This is a genomic window from Candidatus Methylomirabilota bacterium (assembly GCA_036001065.1).
GTDB lineage: Bacteria > Methylomirabilota > Methylomirabilia > Rokubacteriales > CSP1-6 > MNEF01.
Genome location: DASYUQ010000210.1, coordinates 1 through 20,674, shown reverse-complemented (window position 1 = coordinate 20,674; position 20,674 = coordinate 1). Strand labels below are relative to the sequence as shown.

The window sequence follows — 20,674 nt, the reverse complement described above, 5'->3', positions numbered from 1 at the left end:
GCCGTGAGGAAGGCGTTCACGGAGCGGCGCTCCCGGGCGAGCACCTCGTCGAGATTCGCCCGGTCATTCACGGGGCGCGAATCACTGCCTCCCCCCTGGGTGCATCCCAAGGGGGCGAGTCCCAGCGCGACGATCAGCCCGAGCAGCCTCAGCCCCATTCCCCTGGACGGCATCGAAGTGTCCCTCGCTACTTCACGTTCTTCTCGAACGCCTTCACCTCGGCGGCGAACTGCTTGGCGTCGTACTTGGCCGGGTTCTCGATGGCCGCGAACACGCGGTCCAGCGCATCGCTGGCCGCCTTGTCCGGCTTGTTGCCCGGCGCCTTGGCGTAGACGTTGTAGAGCCGATCGAGCGCCATGGCCGCCTGCTCGGCGCCCCGGATACCGGTCGCAGCGATCGCGTCGGCCTCGCCGGCGATGCTCTGCATGAGCTTCCGGGTGCCGGGCTGGTCGTACTCCCGCCCCGCCACCCGCGGCGCCTCTTGATTCATGGCGGTCACCACCTTGGTGGCAGCGGCCGATACGGCGGCCTTGTCGCCCTTGCCGACGACGTCGGCGAGGGCGGCCACCTCCTGCTCCAGCGCCTTGGCCGCCTCCGGGGCCAGCGCATACCGGACGACCGCGGCGTGTCCCTGGACCTTCCGCAGGGCGTCCTCCAGCAGCTTGGCTGACACGCCGACCTTGGCGCGCGCGGCCAGCTGCCGGGCGGCCTCCCGCAGCGAGATCACCTGGCCCGTAGCCCAGGCCCTGGTATCGGCCCAGGTCCCCTTGTCCCGCCAGTGCGGCGGCATGTTGGCGCTGAAGGTGGCCAGCTCGAAGGCCAGGAGGTCGGGATGCCCGGCCGCCACCAAGTCGTGGTCGATCTGGAGGTGGCAGGAGACGCACTTCTCCGCCCGCAGGAGGAAGTTCTTGGTGTCGTACATGCCGAGCTTGACCGACTGCTCGTGTGTCCAGCCCTTCTCGGCGTGCGGCTCCAGCCACTTCTCGGCCGGGCCATGACAGCCGTCGCAGTGGACACCCTCGGTGATGTCGAACTTCGGCCCCCGGAGCGCGGCCGGCACGTTCACCGCATGGCAGACCAGGCAGCGCTCGCTCGTGTCGGCCTTGGCGAGCTTCAGCTGGCCGGCGATCTTGGAGGGGCTCACTCCGGACTTCAGCTTCTCGTTCGTCAGCGTCGCGTAGCCCTTGGCGTGCTGGTCCTTCTGGGCCCAGACGATGTTCTCGTTCAGCTTGGGGTAATCGGGCTTCGGCTTCGTGCTCCCGTGACAGTTCGAGGCCGCGCAGGAGGCGGCGCCCGTGTACTTCAAGCTCGGCGGCGTCTGCGCATGCGCGGCTCCCGGCGTCGGCACTCCGGCGGGCCGCCAGGCAAACGCGAGGACTCCGAGGAGCAACGCTGCCAGAGCCGCGTAGGCTGCGCGATACAGCATGGGTCCCCCCTTCTCGACGTCAACGGCGCTGTCCCGAGACCGACTCATTCCCGGCCTCCCCGGCGCAGGCGTGGCGGCGGCGCCTGCTCCCCCGGCTCCTCTTTCTTGGGCGGGACGGGAGACCGCGGCGCGGATGGAGGCTCGTCACTGACGGTGTAGAGGCGGCCGTCGCGCAAGTAGAGGCGCTCCATCTCGGCGCGGTTGAACGGCCGGGAGCCGAGGCGGTTGAAGACCGCGATCTGATTGCCGCTCTCGTCGACCGCGCGGTCGCGGTCCGTCCCCTTCGACACGGCCAGGGCGGGGCCGCGCGTCTTGGCGGTCGCGATGAGCCGCGGCTTCGGCCGGACGCCGAACCCCAGATAGGTCGGGGTCTCGCTCGGTGACGCCAGCTGGAGCACCCGGAGTCCGTTCCGGCCGTCGGCCACGTATGCGAAGAGGCTGGCGTTGGTCATGCCGAGCTTTACGTCGTGGGCGTCGTTGAGGGCGCCGTCGGCATCATAGACCTGGTCCACCACCGGCTTCTCGGGACGCTCGATGTCGACGATCGCCAGCCCCTGCCGGCCGGCCGCGATATAGGCGTGGGTGCGCACCAGGTACAGCCCCCGCGCGTCGGCCAGCCGCACGGTGGCGTCCGGGACCGGTCGCGGGCGGTCAGGGAATGTCATGTCGACGACCTTCAGCCCCTCCGCGTCCGTCACGTAGGCGTAGCGGAACTGCACGGCGACCGCGCGGGGGCGGACGATGGAGGGCGGGCCGAGGGTGGCGACCACCTTCGGCTTGAGCGGATCGTCGATGCTCACCACCACCAGGCCGCGATCGGCCAGGATGTAGGCGTAGGTGCCAGCGATGGTCAGGTTGACGGCGCCGTTCAGGACGCCGTCCGGGTTGAACGCGGTGGCCCGCTCCAGGAAGTTGTTGGCGGGATCACCGTCGAGCAGCGTGGCCACCCCCGGCCGGTGGGGGCTGTCGGCGGGGTTGCCGACGACGACCAGGCCCTCGAACCGGTCGGTGACGTAGAGATAGGCGTACAGCGGGTGGATCTTCTGCTCCTGGTTCTCCGGCAGCTGCGTCCGGGTCGGATCGACCGCCAGCGTGGTCGGCGAGGCCACCGCCGTGGCGTACTTGGTCTTCACGTAGAGCCGCTGCCCCAGCGGCGAGACGGGCGCGGTCACCAGCCGCTCGGAGAACCCCTTCTGGTCGATCTGGGCGACGTCGTAGGCGCGGAATCCCCCGGGTCCGTTGGCGGTGTAGAGGTACTCGCCGCGGAGCTGGATGCTCAGCACCTCGTCCCGGCCGAAGAGGTCGAGGACGTCGCGCCCGCGGTGGTGGACGGCCTCGCCGAGGCGCCGCCCCCCGCTCTGGTGTCGTGCGTAGTTCGTCGGGTAGGCGAGCTGGTGGAGCTCGCTCCCGATCACGGCCTGCGGCTCGTCCCGCTCGGTGACGACGATGGCCTCGAACCCCTGTTTGCCCTCGGCGACGTAGACGTAGCGCCCCAGGAAGTTATAGAAGTTCGTTCCCTGCATCAAGAGCTGGGCCATCCACGCATTGTTGTCGTTGCGGGACGAGACGTGGCACTCGGTGCAGGTCTTCGTCTCGGTGGCGCGCACCGTGTGGGGCACGAACGTGCTGAAGGCGTGCCCGCTGAACCCCTCGGCGGACACGGTCTGCTGCTGCGAGTACACCCACTCGCGATTCTGGTTCTGCGAGCCGACCAGCACCGCGCAGGAGGAGCGCGCGGGGGAGATTCGATGCTTCATCACCGTGGGATCGATGGCCAGCATGAACACGTCGTCGCGGATCGTCTGGAAGTTGTAGGGCGTCCAGTTCCGCAGCGTATCGCCTTCCCAGTGGAGGACCGGCTTGCGCCGGTTGGCCCGCATGGGCAGGTGACAGCCGAAGCAGCTCGTCACCCACGAGGTGTGGCAGCTCTGGCACGTCATGCGCGCGTCGGCGTGGGCCAGGTCCGGCACCTCGCGGGCCTTGGGGACGGCGTCGCCCCAGGCCACCCCGTCGCGCCGCAGCGTCTTGGCCAGCCGCGATTTCTGGCTCCGCCCGGGGTTCGCCCGCGCCCAGGCCGAGCCGGGGTCGATCGTGTCCCCCACCTGGGTGACCGGCCATTCCAGCCCCTCGGTGACCATCGAGCGCTGGGTGAGCGTGTCGCCGCGCCACTGGAAGCGCCGCTGGCCGAACGGCGTGCGCAGCGTCGACAGATCGGTGCCGCCCTCGGGGGCGGCCGGCCCCGAGGTCTTCAGGGTGGCCCGCTGCTGGATGGTGCCGTGACAGTCGGTGCAGGTGATCTCGATGGCCGCGCGGGTCTCGCCATACAGCTTGCCGTTGCCGTGCGCGTCCTGCTTGAAGTGACAATCGACGCAGTGCATGCCCTTGTCGAGGTGGATGTCCCTCAGGTGGACGGCCTTCTTGAATCGCTCGGGATCGTCAGGGGGGACGGTCTGGCCGTCGGCATCGAGCAAGTGGCCCTGGCGGTCCTGCTTGTAGACGGCCCGGAAGACCCAGCCGTGACCGTGGAAGTCGGCGAACTGCGTGCGGGTGAGCTTCGCGTTCAAGTCGGTGATGTTGGCCAGGAACTCGGGGTCCGACCACCGCCCGCGGATGGCCGCTCCCTCGGGATTTCGGCGCTCGATCTCGTCGATCTCCTTGGCCGTGAGCTTCCGCTCCTGGTCGGGGTACATCAGCGCGCCGTCCGTCTCGTTGTCCCACCACGTGTACCCCAGGTAGCTGTTGGTGACCGTCGTCCCCGGGTGATGGTGGCAGACCACGCACTGGCTGGACGGGATCCTATTGGTCATGACGTGCTTGATCGGATGGCCCGACTCATTCCGGGCGATGGTGGGGTCGGCCGTCGCGCTGCGCCCCCGGTTGCCGTACTGCGCGTAGGCGGCCGAGTGCACCGGCGAGCGGTCGTTCGCGTAGACCACGTGGCAGGCCGAGCAGCCGCTGGAGCGGAAATCGCCCGGATGATCGTTGGTCCCCATGAACGAGAGCGCCGGATCGAAGAGCCGGGTGCGCTGGAGGTTCAGCCACACCGGGTCCGTGCGGTTGAGCGTGCCGAGCCCGCGCTGGCTGAGACGGTTGGCCGGCCGCCCCGGCGCTTCGTCCACGGTGGGCACGCCGATCTCCAGCGGCCGCTGCTGCCCGCGCTCGAAGATGCGCAGCACGTTGCTGGGCTGGCCGATCTCGAAGCGCGGCAGCGGATCGAGGAACGGGAGCACGCCTTTCCGGACGATCTCTTCGGCGGTCGGCGGGGGGCTGGTGGCCAGGCGGCGCGGCCAGCCCTGTTCCGCGTAGCTTTCCCCAAACCGGGAAAGCTTCAACGGGAAGCTCCCGTTGTTGTAGAGGGCCGCGGCCCACAGCATGGGGCCGGTCGTCATCATGCTCTTCTCGACCTGGGCCACCTCCGTGGCGTGGCACCCGCTGACACCGCACGACTGGCGCGCCGATCTCAGATCACCAGGGTTGATGAAGCGGACGTACTCGGCGCTCTCGCGGTTGAGCTCGGCGTACGCTCGCCGGGGATTGGCGGCGCTCCTGCCCAGCCCGGCAGCCCGCGGCTGCACGTGGGCCAGCCGCTGGGCGTCCTCGTAGACGGGCGAGCGGGGCGCCGCCGTCCCCGGGCGCACGACGTCGCCGCGCCCGCCGTGACAGTCGACGCAGGCCACCTTCACCGTCGTGCTCGTGTGCATCGTGGGCGAATCGGTCGTCGTGTGACAGCTCAGGCAGCCGACGTTCTTGCGATCGACCTCCGCCTGGCTCTGCCGGCTCAGGTCGGGCCCCGGAGGTGTCGAGGGCTCGGGCGCGGGCGGCGGGGCGGGCGGCGCTTCGGGCGTCTCGGGCGCGCGGCGGATGCGCTGGGCCAGGAGGACGGCGTCGCCTCCCGCGGCCACCGCCGGCGCCACCGCGGCGTCCGGCAGCCCCCGCCGCCCGAGGCCGGCCTCGGGCAGGGCCAGGGACAGGAGCGTGCCGGCGGCGATCAGGGCGCACACCGCGAGGGTGGCGCGGCGAAGCGTCCGTCGGGGCGACTCGCTCATGGCTGATGGCCCCGGTCAGTACGTGAAGGTCATGGCCAGGAAGGCCGAGTAGAGGACGTCGTAGGGAAACCCGCGGGTCTTCTCGAGCCCGCCGGCGCCGAACGTGAACGTGTCCTGCGCGTAGACGTCGCGGAGGCCGTCGCCCGGCTGGAGCGCCGACACCCCGGCGGTGATCACCACGTTCTCGATCAGGAAGGGGCGCCAGCGGAAGCCCAGGCTGTAGTCGATGCCGATCTCGGGCCGGACCTTCGGCTGGAAGAGCACCCGCTCCAGCACCTCGGTGTGGTGGAAGCGCAGGTAGCTGACGTTCACGATCGCCTTGAGCTTCGGCGTGAGCTCGACGTCGGCTCCCACGTTGAAGAGGAAGAGCCCGGGGTTGACGAAGTTCGGCTGGCCCTCGATCTTGCTGCCGCGCAGGCTGGGGACGAGGCTGTTGCGGCCGACCAGCTCCAGACCGGTGTTGGTCAGCGGAAGCCCCTGGCGCACCCAGTAGCTGAACCCGCCGCCGGCGAAGTTCGGGTTGTCGAAGATCGTGTCGAAGCCGCGGGCCATGCCGTCCGTCGGCTTGCTGTCGCCCGACGCCCACAGGAAGCTGGCCCGCGGGCGGAGCCAGTCCAGATCCGTCGACAGCTCCAGCGCGGCCATCTGGGCGCTGATCTCCTCCGAGCGGCCGGTGATGGGGTTCCGGCTCTCCCGGCCCAGCACCTGGTAGAACGCGTGGGTCAGGTTGAGCGGACCGATGTGGCCGTCGCCATTCCAGCCGAGCCAGACCGCGTCGACGACCTTGGTGTCGAGGGTGCCGATGGCGGCCGGGCGGACGAGGAAGCCGTTCTCGTCGAAATGCTTGTCGCCGCTGTCGCGGAGGTAGTGCGCATTGAACATCAGGGTGTAGCCCGACCAGATGAAGTCCTGGAAGAAGTAGTTCGCGATGCCGAGGTGCTGCTGGCGCGTGTCGAACAGCCGGTTCAGCCCGCTGTTGGTGTCTTTCTCGAGCGGACGGAAGTAGACGAGGTTGAACTGATGCCGGTTGGAGCCGAGGTTGCCGAACAGGCGGAAGCCGAGCTGGTTGTCGCTGAAGATGAATCCGCGAAAGTCGCTGGTGAAGGGTTGGATGCCGAAGCGAGTCGACACGAAATCGTAGTGGGGGCTGAGATCGCCCAGGTGGTACTCGACGAGGAACTCCTGGAGACTCACGTGGCCGTCGAGGCGCGTGGTGCCCTCGCGCACGTCGATGTTCACGACGCCGGTTTCCCTCGCGCTCAGGTAGTTGAGGTTGAACACCGGGGTGACCCGGAACTCCCAGTCCCGGGGCTTGAACGCGGTGTCGCCCTTGAAGAACTCCAGCGACAGGATGAAGTTCTGATTGAAGAAGATCTGGTCGCCCGACCCGAAGAACTCGGCCTGACCGGGATCCGCCGCGCTGACGTTGCTGGGAAGCGGGATCCGACGCAGCTCGAGCAGGCTGTCGCTGATGGCGGAGACGTTCAGGAAATAGCGCTGTCCGATGACCGGATAATCGCCCTTGAGGACGTTCTGGTTGTAGGGGTCCCACCAGCGTCCCTTGACGAACGGCGCCTCGATCGGGCGCTCGTAGCGATTCCAGTTCGGGAATCCCAGACGCCAGCGGTCCAGGATCGGCACGAAGTCGGGGCTGGTCCGCGTCGGGGTCGGGCGGCTCGGCGCGGGCCCGGCGAACCCGGGCGGTTTGTCCTGGGGCTCGCTGGGGGCCGGCCGCGGCGGCTCCCCCGCGGGCTGCGGCTCCGGCGGGGCCGGCACCTCCTGAGGCTGCTCGGCTTCGGGCCGCCTGGGACGCTGCGCCAACAAGACGGGCGCCCGCCAGGCGGAGGCGGGTTCGGTGATCGCTGGTTCACCGGAGACAGTGGTGGGAAGCGCGGCCAGCACCAGAGCGATCAACGCGATCGGCACACCCACCCTATCGGTTCCCTCGTCCGGTGCCGAGCTGCACTGCGCACGCGGGATGCCGCGAGGCGTAATCCTATACCGGGCCACCGGGCATGTAAAGACGACAGCCGCTCTCCCCTGCCAGCGCTGGAAGCCGGCCCGGCGCGGCGTCGCAGGAGCCCGTTGACATGGACCGGTCATCAGCGTAGCTTTGCTCGGCCGGGCCCGAGGCCCGTCGGTGAGGCGTACTTCGATGAGGTCTATGCTGATCGACGAGCTTCGCGTCATTCAACGAGAGCACGGCTACCTCCCCGTGGAGGCGCTCCGGGTCCTGGCCGAGCGAGCGCAAATCCCGCTCTATCAACTGCACGGGGTCGCGAGCTTCTATCCGCACTTCCGGCTGACGCCTCCGCCTGCGGTCGAGGTGCGTGTCTGCGCCGACATGACGTGCCACCTCCGCGGCGGCGATGACCTTCGCCGGTCGCTGCAGGCCCGGCTGGTGGAACGCGGGCCGAGCGGAGTCGTCATCCACGAGGTGTCGTGTCTCGGGCAGTGCGACCGGGCGCCGGCCGCGTCGATCAACGACGCGATCGTGGCGCGGCTCACCCGGGACAGGCTGGAGGCCCTCGTCGACGGCGCGGCCGCCGGCGGGCCGCCGCCGCCCGCGGAGCCCTCGCCTCTCTCGAGCCGGCTCCAGATCGACCCCTACGAGCCCGGCGCGCGCTACGAGGCCCTCCGGGCGCTTCTGGCCAGCCGCGACGTCGCCGGTCTGCTGACGACCCTCAAGTCGAGCGAGCTTCGGGGGCTCGGCGGCGCGGGGTTTCCGACCGGCGTGAAGTGGGAGATCGTGCGCGGCACCCCCGGCCCCGAGAAGTACGTCGTCTGCAACGCGGACGAGAGCGAGCCGGGCACGATCAAGGACCGCTTCCTCATGGAGCACGTCCCCCACCTGGTGATCGAAGGCATGATCCTCGCCGGCGTGGTGACGGGCGCCCGCACGGGAATCCTCTACGTCCGGCACGAGTACGAGGCCCAGGCGGCCATACTGAAAACCGAGATCGACGCCTGCCGGCGCCAGGGCCTGATCGGCGACGATGTCCTCGGCTCCGGCATGGCCTTCGACCTGACGATCTTCCTGAGCCCCGGCGGTTACATCTGCGGCGAGGAGTCCGCGCTGCTGGAGGCGCTGGAGGGCAAGCGCGCCGAGCCCCGCAACAAGCCGCCGTTTCCGGGCACGCACGGGCTCTGGCAGAAGCCGACGCTCATCAACAACGTGGAGACCTTCGCCTTCGTGCCGCTGATCCTCCGCAACGGCGTCGAGTGGTTCAAGCGTCAGGGCCGGTCGGGCGCGCCGGGGCTCAAGTTCGTCGGCGTCAGCGGCCACGTCGTTCGCCCCGGGGTCTACGAGGTCGCGATGGGCACACCCGCCCGGGAAGTGATCTTCGAGCGCGCGGGCGGGGTTCTCGACGGCCGCGCCCTCAAGGCGTTCGCTCCGTCGGGGCCGTCATCGGGCTATCTCCCCGCCTCCATGGTGGACGTGCCGCTCGACTTCAAATCGCTCCAGCAGGCGGGATCGATGCTGGGCTCGGGCGCGATCGTCGTCTGCGCCGAGGGCACCTGCATGCTCGACATGGCGCTCAACGCCGTCCGCTTCTTCCGCAACGAGTCCTGCGGCAAGTGCGTCCCCTGCCGCCTGGGCTCGGCCAAGATGGTCGGGATTTTGGAAGAGATCGCCCACGGCCGCGGGCGGCACCAGGATCTCGACCTGATCAACGAGCTGTCCGAGGCGATGATGCTCACCTCCATTTGCGGCCTGGGGCAGGTGGCGCCGGCGCCGATCAAGTCGGTCATCACGCACTTCCCCGAAGAGATCGAGGACCACGTCGTCCGCCGGCGGTGTCCGGCCGGCGTGTGCCCGATGGCCTAGTGCCGTTCCAACTATTCGCGCCTAGGAAGGCACCGTGTACGTCGTTCGTGGACAGATTTAGTATCAACAAGTTGGAACGGCACTAGAGGCGAAGGCTTGCCCGATCCCGTGGTGAAGCTGACCATCGACGGAGCGGCGGTGGAGGTACCCGCCGGCACCAGCGTCTTCGACGCCGCTCGCAGCCTGGGCGTCGACATCCCCACCCTGTGCCACGCCCAGCACCAGACGCCGGTCGGCGTCTGTCGGGTGTGCACGGTCGAGGTGGCCGGCGGTCGCGTCCTCACCGCCTCCTGCGTCCGCCCCGCCGAGAACGGCATGGACGTGCGGACGAACACCGAGCGCGTGCGGCAGGCGCGCCGGATGCTGTACGAGCTCCTGCTGGCCGACCATCCGAGTCCGTGCCTCCGCCAGGCGGCCACCGGTGATTGCGAGCTGGAGACCCAGGCCCGGCGGGCCGGGCTCCAGACCGCGCGCTTCACGCCGCGGCTGAGCGCGCGCGGCATCGACGACTCGTCGCCGATCATCAAGGTGGATCACTCCGCCTGCATCCTGTGCGATCGGTGCATCCGCGGCTGCAGCGAGGTCAAGCAGAACTTCGTGATCGGCCGTACGGGCAAGGGGGGCGGGGCGGGCATCGCCTTCGACACCGATGTCCCGATGGGGCATTCCACCTGCGTGGGCTGCGGCGAGTGCATGGTCTCCTGCCCGACGGGAGCGCTCACCAACAAGAAGGTGCTCGACGTCAGGCTGCCGCAGGGCGAGCTGCTGGCCCCTGACGAGCTGCTGCAGCTCCCCATCTTCGCCGGCGTCTCGGGGACGTTCCTGGCGCTCAACAAGGGGTCCGTCATCCGGCGCCGGTTCCGCCCGGGGGAGATCATCTGTCGCGAGGGCGAGCAAGGCTCCACCGCCTTTTACGTCCTGAGCGGGAAGGTCGAGGTCTCCATCTCCACGCCGATGGCGCACGTCAAGAGCGGTCCCCCCACCGGGCGGGCGGGGGTGGCGAACTTCTTCCGGCGGCTCAGCCAGCTCGTGGGCAGCGACGAGGATCGGCGGGAGGACGGGCAGCAACGCTTCATCCCGATCGACGGGCCGATCGATCTCGACTACGGCAACCCGGTGGCCCGGATCGGCCCCGGTGAGCTCTTCGGCGAGATGACGTGCATGAGCTTCTACCCGAGGTCGGCCACGGTGCGGGCCGTCGAGGAGACCGAGGTCCTCGAGATGCTCCGGAACGTGCTCCACGTGCTCCAGAAGAACAAGCGCTTCAAGGCCGAGCTCGACCGGGGGTATCGGGAGCGCGCGCTGGCCACGCATCTTCGCAGCGTGCCGATGTTCGCCGGGGTCACCGACGACTTCATCGGCCATCTCCGCGACCGCGTCGAGCTGATCCCCTACGAGCCCGGCCAGGTCATCTGCCGTCAGGGGGAGGCGGCCGACAGCTTCTTCCTGGTCCGGATCGGCTTCGTCAAGGTCACCCAGACCTTCCCCGGGGGCGAGATGGTGTTGCGGTACCTGGCCCGCGGCAACTACTTCGGCGAGATCGGCCTGCTGGGCGGCGGCGTCCGCACGGCTACCTGCAGCGCGCTCGACCACGTCGAGGTCGTCCGGATCCGCGGCGAGGACTTCCACGCGATGCTGGAGCGCTTTCCCGAGATCCGGGCCAAGCTGGAGGCCGAAGCGGCCGCCCGGCTGGCCCAAGACCAGGAGCGCCACCGGCAGGTCAGCACGGTCCCCATCGCCGACTTCCTGACCCAGGGCCTCATGGAGGCGCAGAACCTGCTCCTGATCGACCTCGAGCGCTGTACCCGCTGCGATCTCTGTGTCCGCGCCTGCGCCGCCGCCCACGACGGCGTCACCCGGCTGGTGCGCGACGGGCTGCGATTCGACAAGTACCTGGTGGCGACGTCCTGTCGGTCCTGCCGTGATCCGCTCTGCATGATCGGCTGCCCGGTGGGGTCGATCCGCCGCCGCGACTCGCTGGAGATCATCATCGAGGACTGGTGCATCGGCTGCGGCCTGTGCGCGGAGAGTTGTCCCTACGGAAACATCAACCTGCACTCGTTCACGGTCGCGGTGGGGGACGAGCTCCATCCGGGCCAGAAGAAGGCCGTGGTCCGCGAGAAGGCGACGACCTGCGATCTGAGCCGGGAGCTGAAAGAGCCGGCGTGCGTCTATGCCTGTCCGCACGCGGCCGCGATCCGCGTGGAACCGTTGACCTTCTTCGCCGACAAGCTGGGGTTGGCGAAGTAGTCCGGCCCCCGGGCGCGCCGCATGCTCCTCGATGCTAGCCATCGCCGCTGGGTTGTCGGAACGCTCGTCGTCCTCCTCGTCGCCTCCGCGGCCTATATTCCGTATGCGCGCGGCGCGATGCAGGGGCCGAGCGGCGGGAGCTGGCCCGGGCTGATCTACGGCGGGGCGGGGCTGGCCCTCATGGTCTACGCGGGGCTGCTGGGGGCTCGACGCAAGGTGCCGACCTGGCGCATCGGACGCGCCACGACCTGGATGAAGGGGCACCTCTGGCTCGGTCTGCTCAGCTACTTCTTGATCCTCTTCCACGGCGGCTTCCGGTGGGGCGGCCCCCTCACGTTCGCTCTCATGGCGCTCTTCACCGTGGTGATCCTGAGCGGGATCTATGGCCTGGTGCTCCAGCAGATCCTGCCGCGGATGATGCAGACGCAGCTCCCGCTGGAGACGGTGTACGAGCAGATCGACTCCATCGTCGCCCAGCTCCGCTCGGAGGCCGACGCCCTGGTGGCCGCCGTCGCCGGCCCCTTGCCCGTCGCCGAGCCCCTGCCCGCGACCGAGCGGCACGGCGGGGGCGGTCTGGAGCGGGGCCAGGTGCTCGCCCGGCCCGTCCTGCGCGCGCGACCGACGTGGACGACCGCGTTGCCGGAGAGCGTCGTGCTCCGCGAGGCCTACGTGACCGACATCCGGCCCTTTCTGGCTCCCCGGCTCCCTGGGGACGGCCGCCTGGCCGCCCCGCGGCAGGGCGAGGCCATGTTCCAACACTTGAGAATGGCGCTGCCGCCGGCGCTGGGCGAGGTCATCGACGAGCTGCAGGCGATCTGCGAGGAACGGCGGCAGCTCGCCGTTCAGCGACGGTTGCACCACTGGCTGCACGGCTGGCTCCTGGTGCACGTCCCCCTGTCGATGGCGCTCCTGCTCCTCTCGATCGTCCACGCCGTCGTGAGCGTGCGGTACTAGTGCCGTTCCAACTATTCGCGCCTAGGAAGGCACCGTGTACGTCGTTCGTGGACAGATTTAGTATCAACAAGTTGGAACGGTACTAGTGCCGTTCCAACTATTCGCGCCTAGGAAGGCACCGTGTACGTCGTTCGTGGACAGATTTAGTATCAACAAGTTGGAACGGCACTAGAGGCGCGCCGGTGGCCGACGACCGCTACACCACGAAGATCCGCGCCAAGCGCATCGAGCTGCAGTACTTCAAGCGTCTGCACGCCTTCCGCCGCTGGAAGCTCATCCTCTCCATCGCGGCGCCGCTGGTGGCGACGGCCTGGCTCATCGCCTACGCGGCCCGCGGCGATCAGCGGATCTACACCAGCGGACCGCTGTCGATCGCTCACGCCATGTTCTGGACCCAGTGCTCGGACTGCCATCGGCCGCCGGAGGGAGGCGGCGCGGCCCCCAGCGGGGCGCCGGCCCGGGGCTTCTTCCTCCGGGTCAGCGACCAGGCGTGCCTGGCCTGCCACGACGGCCCGATCCACCACGAGGCGCAGGCCTTCGATCCGACCTGTGCCAGTTGTCATGTCGAGCACAAGGGGCACGTCGCGCTCTCCGCGCTCGGGGACGCCCAGTGCACCCAGTGTCACGCCGACCTGGGGACGAAGACGGGAACGCCGTCGCCGTTTGCGCCGAAGATCCGCGACTTCGCCTCCAGCCACCCGGAGTTCAAGGTTGCCGTCAGGGAAAAAGGCGCTGTCCAGCGCGTGAGCCTCGACCGGACGGCGGAGCTGAAGGACACCGCGCAGATCAAGCTGAACCACCAGAAACACCTCAAGGTCGGTCTCAAGGGCCTGGAAGAGCTTCGGGCCTTGAAGAGGCGCCAGGGCATCCTCGACAAGCGGGAAGGGCTGCAGCTCGGCTGCGCCTTCTGTCACCAGCCCGAGGCCTCCCGCGCCGCGATGCAGCCGATCTCCTACACCAGGCACTGTGGGCCGGCCTGTCACCCGCTCGATGTGGACGCGCGGCTCCCCGAGGCGGTGGCGCCGCACGACACGCCGGCGATCGTCCACGCCTATCTCCGCACGCTCTTCATCGAGGCCTTCGAGCAGTGTCAGGCGCTGTCGCCCGGTGCGAAGGCCGGGAGCGTCGAGGCGGACAAGAAGAAGCAGTGCCAGGAGCTCGAGCTGGCCAGGGCGGACGCCGCGGAGCAGCCGGGCGGCGGTCGCCCGCCGAGCGGGACCGTGGACGCTGGGGCGACGGATCGGCCGCGCGGCGGTCGGCTGGGACGCCGGGGTGAGGAGACCGAGACGAAGGAAGAGCCCACCGGGGACCAGCCGCGCGGCCGGCGACTGCAGCGGGGCGGCGAGTCATCCGATGAGCCTGCCTCCGACCGGCCGCGCGGGCGCCGGGGCCGCGGCGAGGAGGCCGAGGCCAGGACAGGGCCCGCCCGGGCCGCGGGCGCCTCCCCGCTGGAGTGGGCGTCGGCGCAGCTCCAGGGCGCCGAGAGGATCATGTTCAAGCAGAAGTGTGAGTTCTGCCACACCATGACCTTCGCGCCGGATCGGCTGCCTCAGGTGGCGCCGACCGCGATTCCCGTGCGGTGGCTGCCCCACAGCGTGTTCGACCACGGCGCCCACCGTCCGCTCGCCTGTACGGAGTGCCACAAGGCGACGCTGAGCAAGGAAACCACCGACGTGCTGCTCCCCTCGGTCACGGTGTGCCGGGAGTGTCATCGGGCGAGGGGAGGGGCTCGCACCGGCTGCGTCGAGTGTCACGTCTACCACGACAAGACCAGGGAACGCGACCCCAGCGGGCCGTTCGCCGTCCCCCAGCTCGTCAAGGGTCCATGAGGCGAACCCGGATCCTCATCCTCGGCGGCGGGTTCGGGGGCGTCTACACGGCGATGGCGCTGGAACGCAAGCTCCGCCGGGCCGCGGAGGTGGAGATCGGTCTGGTCAGCCGGGACAACTATCTCGTCTTTCAACCGATGCTCCCCGAGGTGATTTCCGGCAGCATCGGCATCCTGGACACGATCGCGCCGATCCGCCGCCTCTGCCCCAACACCGATCTCTACACGCGCACCGTCGAGAGCATCGACCTGAACAACCGCATCGTGACGACCAGCTCGGGCTTCCGTCCCCGACCGTACCAGCTCGAGTACGACCACCTGGTGATCGCCCTGGGGAACATCACGAGCTTCTCCGGCCAGCCCGGGCTGGAGGAGCACGCCCTGACGTTCAAGTACCTGGGCGACGCCCTGGTCCTGCGCAACCACATCATCCACGCTCTCGAGGAGGCCGATATCGAGAAGGACCCCCAGCTCCGGGGGGCCCTCCTCGCGTTCGTGGTGGCGGGCAGCGGGTTCTCCGGCGTCGAAGCCGTGGCCGAGCTCAACGACTTCGTCCGCACGGTGGCCCGAAGCTTTCGCAATATTCCCACCGCCGAGATTCGCGTGGTCCTCCTGGCCGGCGCCCGGGTCCTGCCGGAGCTGCCGAGAGACCTGGCCGATTTCGCGCAGGGGCTGCTGCAGCGGCGGGGCGTGGAGATTCGTTTGAACACGCGTCTGGCCGGGGCCACCGCCGACTACGCGCTGCTGCAGGATGGGGAACGGATCCCCACCAAGACGCTGATCAGCACCGTCCCCTCGGCCCCCAACCCGCTGATCGAGGCGCTCCCTTGTCGGAAGGAACGGGGCAAGATCGTCGTCAACGAGTACCTCGAAGTGCCCGATCATCCCGGCGTCTGGGCCATCGGCGATTGCGCCTCGGTGCCGGACCGGGCGACGGGGCAGCCGTGTCCCCCCACCGCCCAGCACGCCACCCGCCAGGCCGCCTGCTGCGCCCAGAACATCGTGGCGACGCTCCGCGGCGAGCCGAAGCGGCCGTTCGCGTTCAAGGCGCTGGGAAAGCTGGGCGCCCTCGGCCACCATTCGGCCGTGGCCGAGATTCTCGGGGTGAAGCTCTCCGGCTTTCCGGCCTGGTTCGTCTGGCGGACGATTTATCTGATGAAGCTGCCGGGCCTCGATCGCAAGCTGCGGGTCGCCACCGACTGGCTGCTCGACCTCTTCCTCAAGCCCGACATCGTGCAGGTGAAGGCCGGCCAGGGGGCGTCGGTCGGCCGCGAGCACTTCGAAGCCGACGAGGTCATTTTCGACCAGGGCGAGCGGGGCGACCGCCTTTACATCATCGTGGACGGCGAGGTGGAGGTCGTGAAGAACGAGCCGGGCCGCGAGGAGGTCGTGCTGGCCCGCCTGGGCCCGGGCGAGTGCTTCGGGGAGATGGCGCTGGTGAGCGATCTGCCGCGCATGGCCGCCGCCCGCACCCGAACGACCGTGAACGTCCTGACCGTGGACCGGGCGGCGTTTTCGGCGCTGTTCGCCAGCCTGCCCCCGCTCCGGGGTCTGTTCCAGCAGCTCATCGAGCAGCGGCTCAAGAGCGGGAACCCGGAGTGAGGTGGGCGCCGGCGGCGACGAGGGCCGCCCCCAGGAGGGGCGCCCGCGGGTTGAGGGCCAGATGCACCGGGATCGACTCCATCAGTCCGGCGAAGCGTCCCTTGTCGCGGAACGCGGCCACGAACCTGCCGTCGCTGAGCTTGGCCCGAATCTTGGGGGCGATCCCGCCGCCGACGTAGACGCCGCCCACGGCCAGCGCCTTGAGGGCCAGGTTCCCGGCCTCGGCCCCATAGATCGATGCGAACAGCTCCAGCGCTTCCACGCAGAGCGGGTGCCCGCCGCCGAGCCCGACTTCCGAGATGACGGCGCTGCGGTCGCCGCTGGCCAGGCGATCCTTGAGCCACGGCGGCTCCGCCAGGCCGCTGGTGTCCAGCAGGAAGCGATAGATGTTGAAGAGCCCCGGCCCCGACAGCACGCGCTCGTAGCTGACGTGGCCGAACTCGCGGCGGAGGTAGCCGAGCAGCTCGGTCTCGCGCTCGGTGCGTGGCGCGAAGTCGGCGTGGCCGCCCTCCGACGCGATCACCTGATGACGCGCGCCGTCCCCGACGATCAGCGCCTCCCCCAGCCCGGTGCCGGCGGCGATCAGCACCATGTTTCCCTTCCGCGGGGTGCCGGCCTGGAGCGTCGCCAGCTCCGCGGCCGGCAGGCGCATCACCCCCCAGGCGGCGGCCTCGAGGTCGTTGAGGAGCTTCACCCGGGGCGTCGGGATGGCGTGACTCAGAACTTTTTCATCGAGCGTCCAGGGAAGATTGGTCGTCACGCAGTGGCCGTCGATCACCGCGCCGGCCACCCCGAAGCAGGCGGCGGCGACGTCGGGCCGGGGACCCCCGTCGAGGAAGTCGCGGACGATCGCCTCCAGGCTCGGGAACTCGCGGCTCGGTCGCGTGACGTCCCGAGCGAGCGTGAGCTGGCCGCGCCGCTCTTCGAAGAGCGCCAGGACCGTCTTCGTCCCGCCCACGTCGCCGGCGAGGATCATCGCCCTCAGCCGGCGTAGATGTCCATGATCGTCTTCAGGAACTTGAGGGCGTCGGGCTTCGTCCGCTGGAACGAGTTCCGGCCGATGATCGAGCCGAATCCGCCGCCCTCGCGGATCGCCCGGATCTCCTCGAAGACCGCCTCGTCGCGCTCCTGCGTCGGGCCGCCGGAGAAGATCACCACGCGGCGCCCGTTGAAGGTCGACTGCACGACGTGGCGGACGCGCTCGGTGAGCTTCCCGATCGCGACCCGTTCCTTCTCGTAGATCTTCTTGGCCGCCTCCTGCTCGACGTGGGCCGAGGGGAGCTTGACCTTGATGATGTGCGCGCCGAGCTGGGCGGCGATGTGCGCCGCATACGCGGTCACGTCGATCGCCGTCTCCCCCTGCCTGGAGAGCCCGGAGCCGCGCGGGTAGGACCAGACGACCACCACCAGGCCGTAGCGCTTGGCCTCCTCGGCGATGGCCCGGATCTGGCTGTACATCTCCAGCCGGTGCAGCGACCCCGGGTAGATGGTGAAGCCGACGCCGACGCATCCCAGACGGAGCGCGTCGGCCACGCTGCCGGTCAGCGCCTGGGTCGGGTCCGGCTCCTCCAGGAGGACATCGTGGTCGTTCAGCTTGAGAATCAGGGGGATCTGGCCGGCGAACTCGCGGGCGCCGGCTTCCAGGAAGCCCAGCGGCGCCGCGTAGGCGCTGCACCCGGACTCGATGGCCAGCTCGAAGTGGTAGCGCGGATCATAGGCCGGTGGATTGGGGGCGAAGCTGCGGGCGGGCCCGTGCTCGAAGCCCTGGTCCACGGGCAGGATGACCATCCGGCCGCTGCCCGCCAGCGTGCCGTGGTTCAGCAGGCGCGCGAGGTTCGTCAGAGTGCCGGGATTATCGGCGCCGTACCAGCTGAGGATCTCTCTTACCCGTTGGCTCATCGCAAGTCCTCGTGTCAGCGGCGGCCCGCCACGAACTCTTCTGCCATCGTCACGTCGTCCCGGCTTCCGATCAGGATCGGGACACGCTGGTGTGCAGAGGCGGGGTGAATGTCCTGGATTCGTTCGCGTCCCGTGCTGGCCTTGCCGCCAGCCTGCTCCATGAGGAACGCCATCGGCGCGGCTTCGTACTGCAGGCGAAGCTTCCCGCTCGTCTTGCCGTCGGCGCCCGCCTCGCCGGGGTAGAGGAAGATGCCGCCCTCCAGGAGCGTGCGGTGCACGTCGGCGACCATGGAGCCGACGTAGCGCCCGGTGTACGGGCGCCCGCTGGCCGGGTCGCGCGCTCTCAGATAATCGATGTACTCGCGAATGCCGGGCGCCCACAGCGGGGCATGCGCCTCGTTCACGCTGTAGATGTGTCCGCGGCCGGGGGTCTGGATGTGCGGGCGCGCGCGCACGAACTCCCCGATGGTGGGGTCGAGCGTGAAGGCGTGAACACCCTTGCCTGCCGTGTAGACCAGCGCCGTGCTCGGCCCGTACATGACGTAGCCCGCCGCCACCTGGGCCGAGCCGGGCTGAACGGCATCCGCCGCGGCGTGATCGGTCCCGCGGCCGCGCCGCCGGCGGATCGAAAAGATCGTGCCCACGATGCCGTTCACGTCCAGGTTCGACGAGCCGTCCACGGGGTCGAAGCAGACGACGTACTGGCCGGCGGGGCAGCGCTGGGCGAGGTGGAGCGGCTCGTCCATCTCCTCGGAGACCATCGTGCACACGACGCCGCTGGCGTCGAGCACGCGGACCATGACGTCGTTGGCCCAGACGTCGAGCTTCTTGACCACTTCGCCCTGCACGTTCACGTCACCGGTCAGGCCGAGCTGGCCGATCAGGCTGGCCCGCCCGAGCTCGCGGGCGATGAGCTTGCCGGCCACGGCGATCTGGTCCAGCACGACGACCAGATCGCCGGTCTCAGCCGCCTCCACGCGCAGGTGCTGGCTGAGCCGCAGCGCGATCTCGTTCATCGGCACTCCTCGAGGGCCAGCTGGCTGGCCGCCGCCCGATCGACGAGCCAGGCCAGGCGGCCGGCCACAGGGTCGAGGAGCTGGGAGGGCAGCCGCTCGGGATCGGGGGGGCCCTCCAGCACTTCCTTGAGCGTCGGCGCCTTCTCGGCGCCGGCGGCGACGACGCGGATCTCGCCGGCCCGGTTGATGATCGGGAACGTGAGCGTGATCCGGTCGGCCTGGAGCTTGGCGACGTAGTGCGACACGACGTGGCGGTGCTGCTCGCGGAGGGCATCGGTGTAGGGGAAGAGCGATGCCGTGTGCCCATCGGCCCCCATGCCGAGCAGGATCAGATCGAAGACCGGCGGGGGCCCGTCGGGGCTCACCCCGAAGACGCGCGCGATCTCGATCTGGTAGTCGCGGGCCGCCCGCTCGCGGTCCGGCCGCTCGGCCTGGATCCGATGAATCTGCTCCGGCTGCAGATCCAGCTCGGCGAGGAGCGCCGCCGCGGCCATCCCATAGTTCGAGTCCGGGTGATCGGGCGGGACGGCGCGTTCGTCTCCCCAGAAGAACTCCACCCGCGTCCAGTCGATCTGATCGTGGCGTTCGGGCTCGGCCAGCAGCTCGTAGATGCGGCGTGGCGTGGCGCCGCCCGCCAGCGCCGCCACGAACCGTCCGCGGGCCGCGATGGCCTCCCGGCCGATTTCGATGAACTCGCGGGCGGCCGCCCGGCCCAGCGCCTCGGCGTCCGCGGACAGGCGAACGTCCCTCATGGTCGCCTCACAGGACGGTTTCGGCCATCGTGCGCGCCAGCGCGACGCTCGACTGGAAGAGGCGGTCGCGCGCGAGATCGGGCAGCTGGCGGGCCACGAGCTGGCCGCGGGTATAGACGGGGCCGGTCAGCCAGAGCGTCTGATCGGAGAGCCCGTCGGCGAACACGCTGACCCGGCCGGGAGTCGGCGACGCGAACTGGAACGTGACCGGCCGCGCATTCACCCGCGTGACGATCCGGATCGACTGGAGATCCGGCTCGCCCTCGGGCCGGCGTCGAATCTCGACCCGCGGCGTGCCCTGCGCGGACTGGAACGACCACGACACCTCCGGGCCCGGCAGCACCTTGCCGCCGCGCGGGAGCCACCCCAGGCGGAAGGCCAGCCACCCCGTGAGCAGCCAGGCCTGCGTGAGCGCGTGCGGCCCGTGCTCGATGTGGACTTCGCTCATGGTCTCGAGCGCGCCCGGCGCCCGCAGGGGATCGAGCGACTGCGCGATGATGCGGCGCCAGAGCTTGGGGCGCCGCCAGGCGAGGTCGGACATTACCTTGCGGCTGTCCTCGCCCACCCGGGTGGCGGTCAGGATGAGCTGCCGGAGCGGATCGGTCCAGGCGAAGCTGTCGTAGATCACCTGGTCGACCAGGTCGGCGAGCTGCACGAACAGCTCGCCGGCGAGCGGTGGCGCCTCGGGCGTGGCCCACCAGAGCGCGCTCGGCAGGTCCCCTTGTAAGATTGCGCGCACCACCGAGGGCAGCCGCGGAATGGCCGGGCCCCCCGCGCGGATGGTGACGCACTCGCCCGAGACCTGCCGGGAGGCTCCCCGCTGGCGGCCGTAGATCCTGACCGAGGCCTTGATCTCGGGGGCCTCGTTCCCGGCGTCGGCGACGAGCACGAGCACGCGCGACGGATACTGCGAGACGATGGCGACGAGATCCTCCGCGATCTCGGCCTCCTCGCGGTCGTGCCGGCAAACGACCACGAGATTGCCCATGAGCGCCCGCCCCGACCGCTCGTCGGGCTGAGCGTCGGCCGGCTGCCAGGGACGGGTGAGCTGGCGCTCGATGCCGGCCAGGCT

At 69.7% G+C, this 20,674-nt stretch carries 13 protein-coding genes; 5 read left to right on the top strand and 8 right to left on the bottom strand.

Annotation, left to right across the window (positions count from 1 at the left end; genetic code table 11):
• Window positions 1–187: 187 nt before the first annotated feature.
• Genes VGV13_20370 through VGV13_20360 form a run of 3 tightly spaced genes read right to left on the bottom strand, consistent with a single transcriptional unit; the run spans window position 188 to window position 7,404 of the window.
• Window positions 188–1,426, bottom strand: coding sequence for a multiheme c-type cytochrome (locus VGV13_20370; GenBank protein HEV8643439.1), 1,239 nt, complete (start codon window positions 1,424–1,426; stop codon window positions 188–190).
• 44 nt (window positions 1,427–1,470) lie between these two features.
• Window positions 1,471–5,472 (bottom strand): hypothetical protein, encoded by a 4,002-nt coding sequence (locus tag VGV13_20365; protein HEV8643438.1) that lies wholly within the window; start codon window positions 5,470–5,472, stop codon window positions 1,471–1,473.
• A gap of 15 nt (window positions 5,473–5,487) precedes the next feature.
• The gene (locus VGV13_20360) at window positions 5,488–7,404 is read right to left on the bottom strand and encodes a hypothetical protein (GenBank protein HEV8643437.1); all 1,917 of its coding nucleotides are present in this window, start codon (window positions 7,402–7,404) and stop codon (window positions 5,488–5,490) included.
• Between the two features lie 232 nt (window positions 7,405–7,636).
• Here VGV13_20360 and VGV13_20355 point away from each other — a divergent pair, with 232 nt between their 5' ends.
• From VGV13_20355 to VGV13_20335, 5 genes are all read left to right on the top strand, one after another.
• Window positions 7,637–9,301: an NADH-ubiquinone oxidoreductase-F iron-sulfur binding region domain-containing protein gene (locus VGV13_20355; GenBank protein HEV8643436.1), complete on the top strand. Its 1,665-nt coding sequence runs from the start codon at window positions 7,637–7,639 to the stop codon at window positions 9,299–9,301.
• A gap of 96 nt (window positions 9,302–9,397) precedes the next feature.
• Window positions 9,398–11,551, top strand: coding sequence for a cyclic nucleotide-binding domain-containing protein (locus VGV13_20350; GenBank protein HEV8643435.1), 2,154 nt, complete (start codon window positions 9,398–9,400; stop codon window positions 11,549–11,551).
• Window positions 11,552–11,572: 21 nt separating this feature from the next.
• Window positions 11,573–12,505 (top strand): hypothetical protein, encoded by a 933-nt coding sequence (locus VGV13_20345; GenBank protein ID HEV8643434.1) that lies wholly within the window; start codon window positions 11,573–11,575, stop codon window positions 12,503–12,505.
• A gap of 182 nt (window positions 12,506–12,687) precedes the next feature.
• On the top strand, window positions 12,688–14,334 hold the full coding sequence (locus VGV13_20340; protein HEV8643433.1) for a hypothetical protein: 1,647 nt from the start codon (window positions 12,688–12,690) through the stop codon (window positions 14,332–14,334).
• On the top strand, window positions 14,331–15,935 hold the full coding sequence (locus VGV13_20335; GenBank protein HEV8643432.1) for an FAD-dependent oxidoreductase: 1,605 nt from the start codon (window positions 14,331–14,333) through the stop codon (window positions 15,933–15,935). Before VGV13_20340 ends, VGV13_20335 begins: the two co-directional genes overlap by 4 nt.
• Here VGV13_20335 and glk read toward each other — a convergent pair.
• The 5 genes from glk to VGV13_20310 all read right to left on the bottom strand — a co-directional run.
• The gene (glk, locus tag VGV13_20330) at window positions 15,913–16,911 is read right to left on the bottom strand and encodes a glucokinase (protein ID HEV8643431.1); all 999 of its coding nucleotides are present in this window, start codon (window positions 16,909–16,911) and stop codon (window positions 15,913–15,915) included. The two genes, VGV13_20335 and glk, sit on opposite strands and share 23 nt — an antisense overlap.
• A 5-nt stretch (window positions 16,912–16,916) precedes the next feature.
• Window positions 16,917–17,834, bottom strand: coding sequence for a class I fructose-bisphosphate aldolase (locus tag VGV13_20325; protein ID HEV8643430.1), 918 nt, complete (start codon window positions 17,832–17,834; stop codon window positions 16,917–16,919).
• 14 nt (window positions 17,835–17,848) lie between these two features.
• The gene (gene fbp, locus VGV13_20320) at window positions 17,849–18,850 is read right to left on the bottom strand and encodes a class 1 fructose-bisphosphatase (GenBank protein HEV8643429.1); all 1,002 of its coding nucleotides are present in this window, start codon (window positions 18,848–18,850) and stop codon (window positions 17,849–17,851) included.
• Window positions 18,847–19,602 carry a 6-phosphogluconolactonase gene (pgl, locus tag VGV13_20315; protein HEV8643428.1) on the bottom strand — a complete coding sequence of 252 codons (756 nt, stop codon included), beginning with the start codon at window positions 19,600–19,602 and terminating at the stop codon, window positions 18,847–18,849. Before pgl ends, fbp begins: the two co-directional genes overlap by 4 nt.
• Before the next feature lie 7 nt (window positions 19,603–19,609).
• Window positions 19,610–20,674, bottom strand: a 1,065-nt coding sequence (locus VGV13_20310; protein HEV8643427.1) for a glucose-6-phosphate dehydrogenase assembly protein OpcA, incomplete at its 5' end; no start/stop codon positions are given.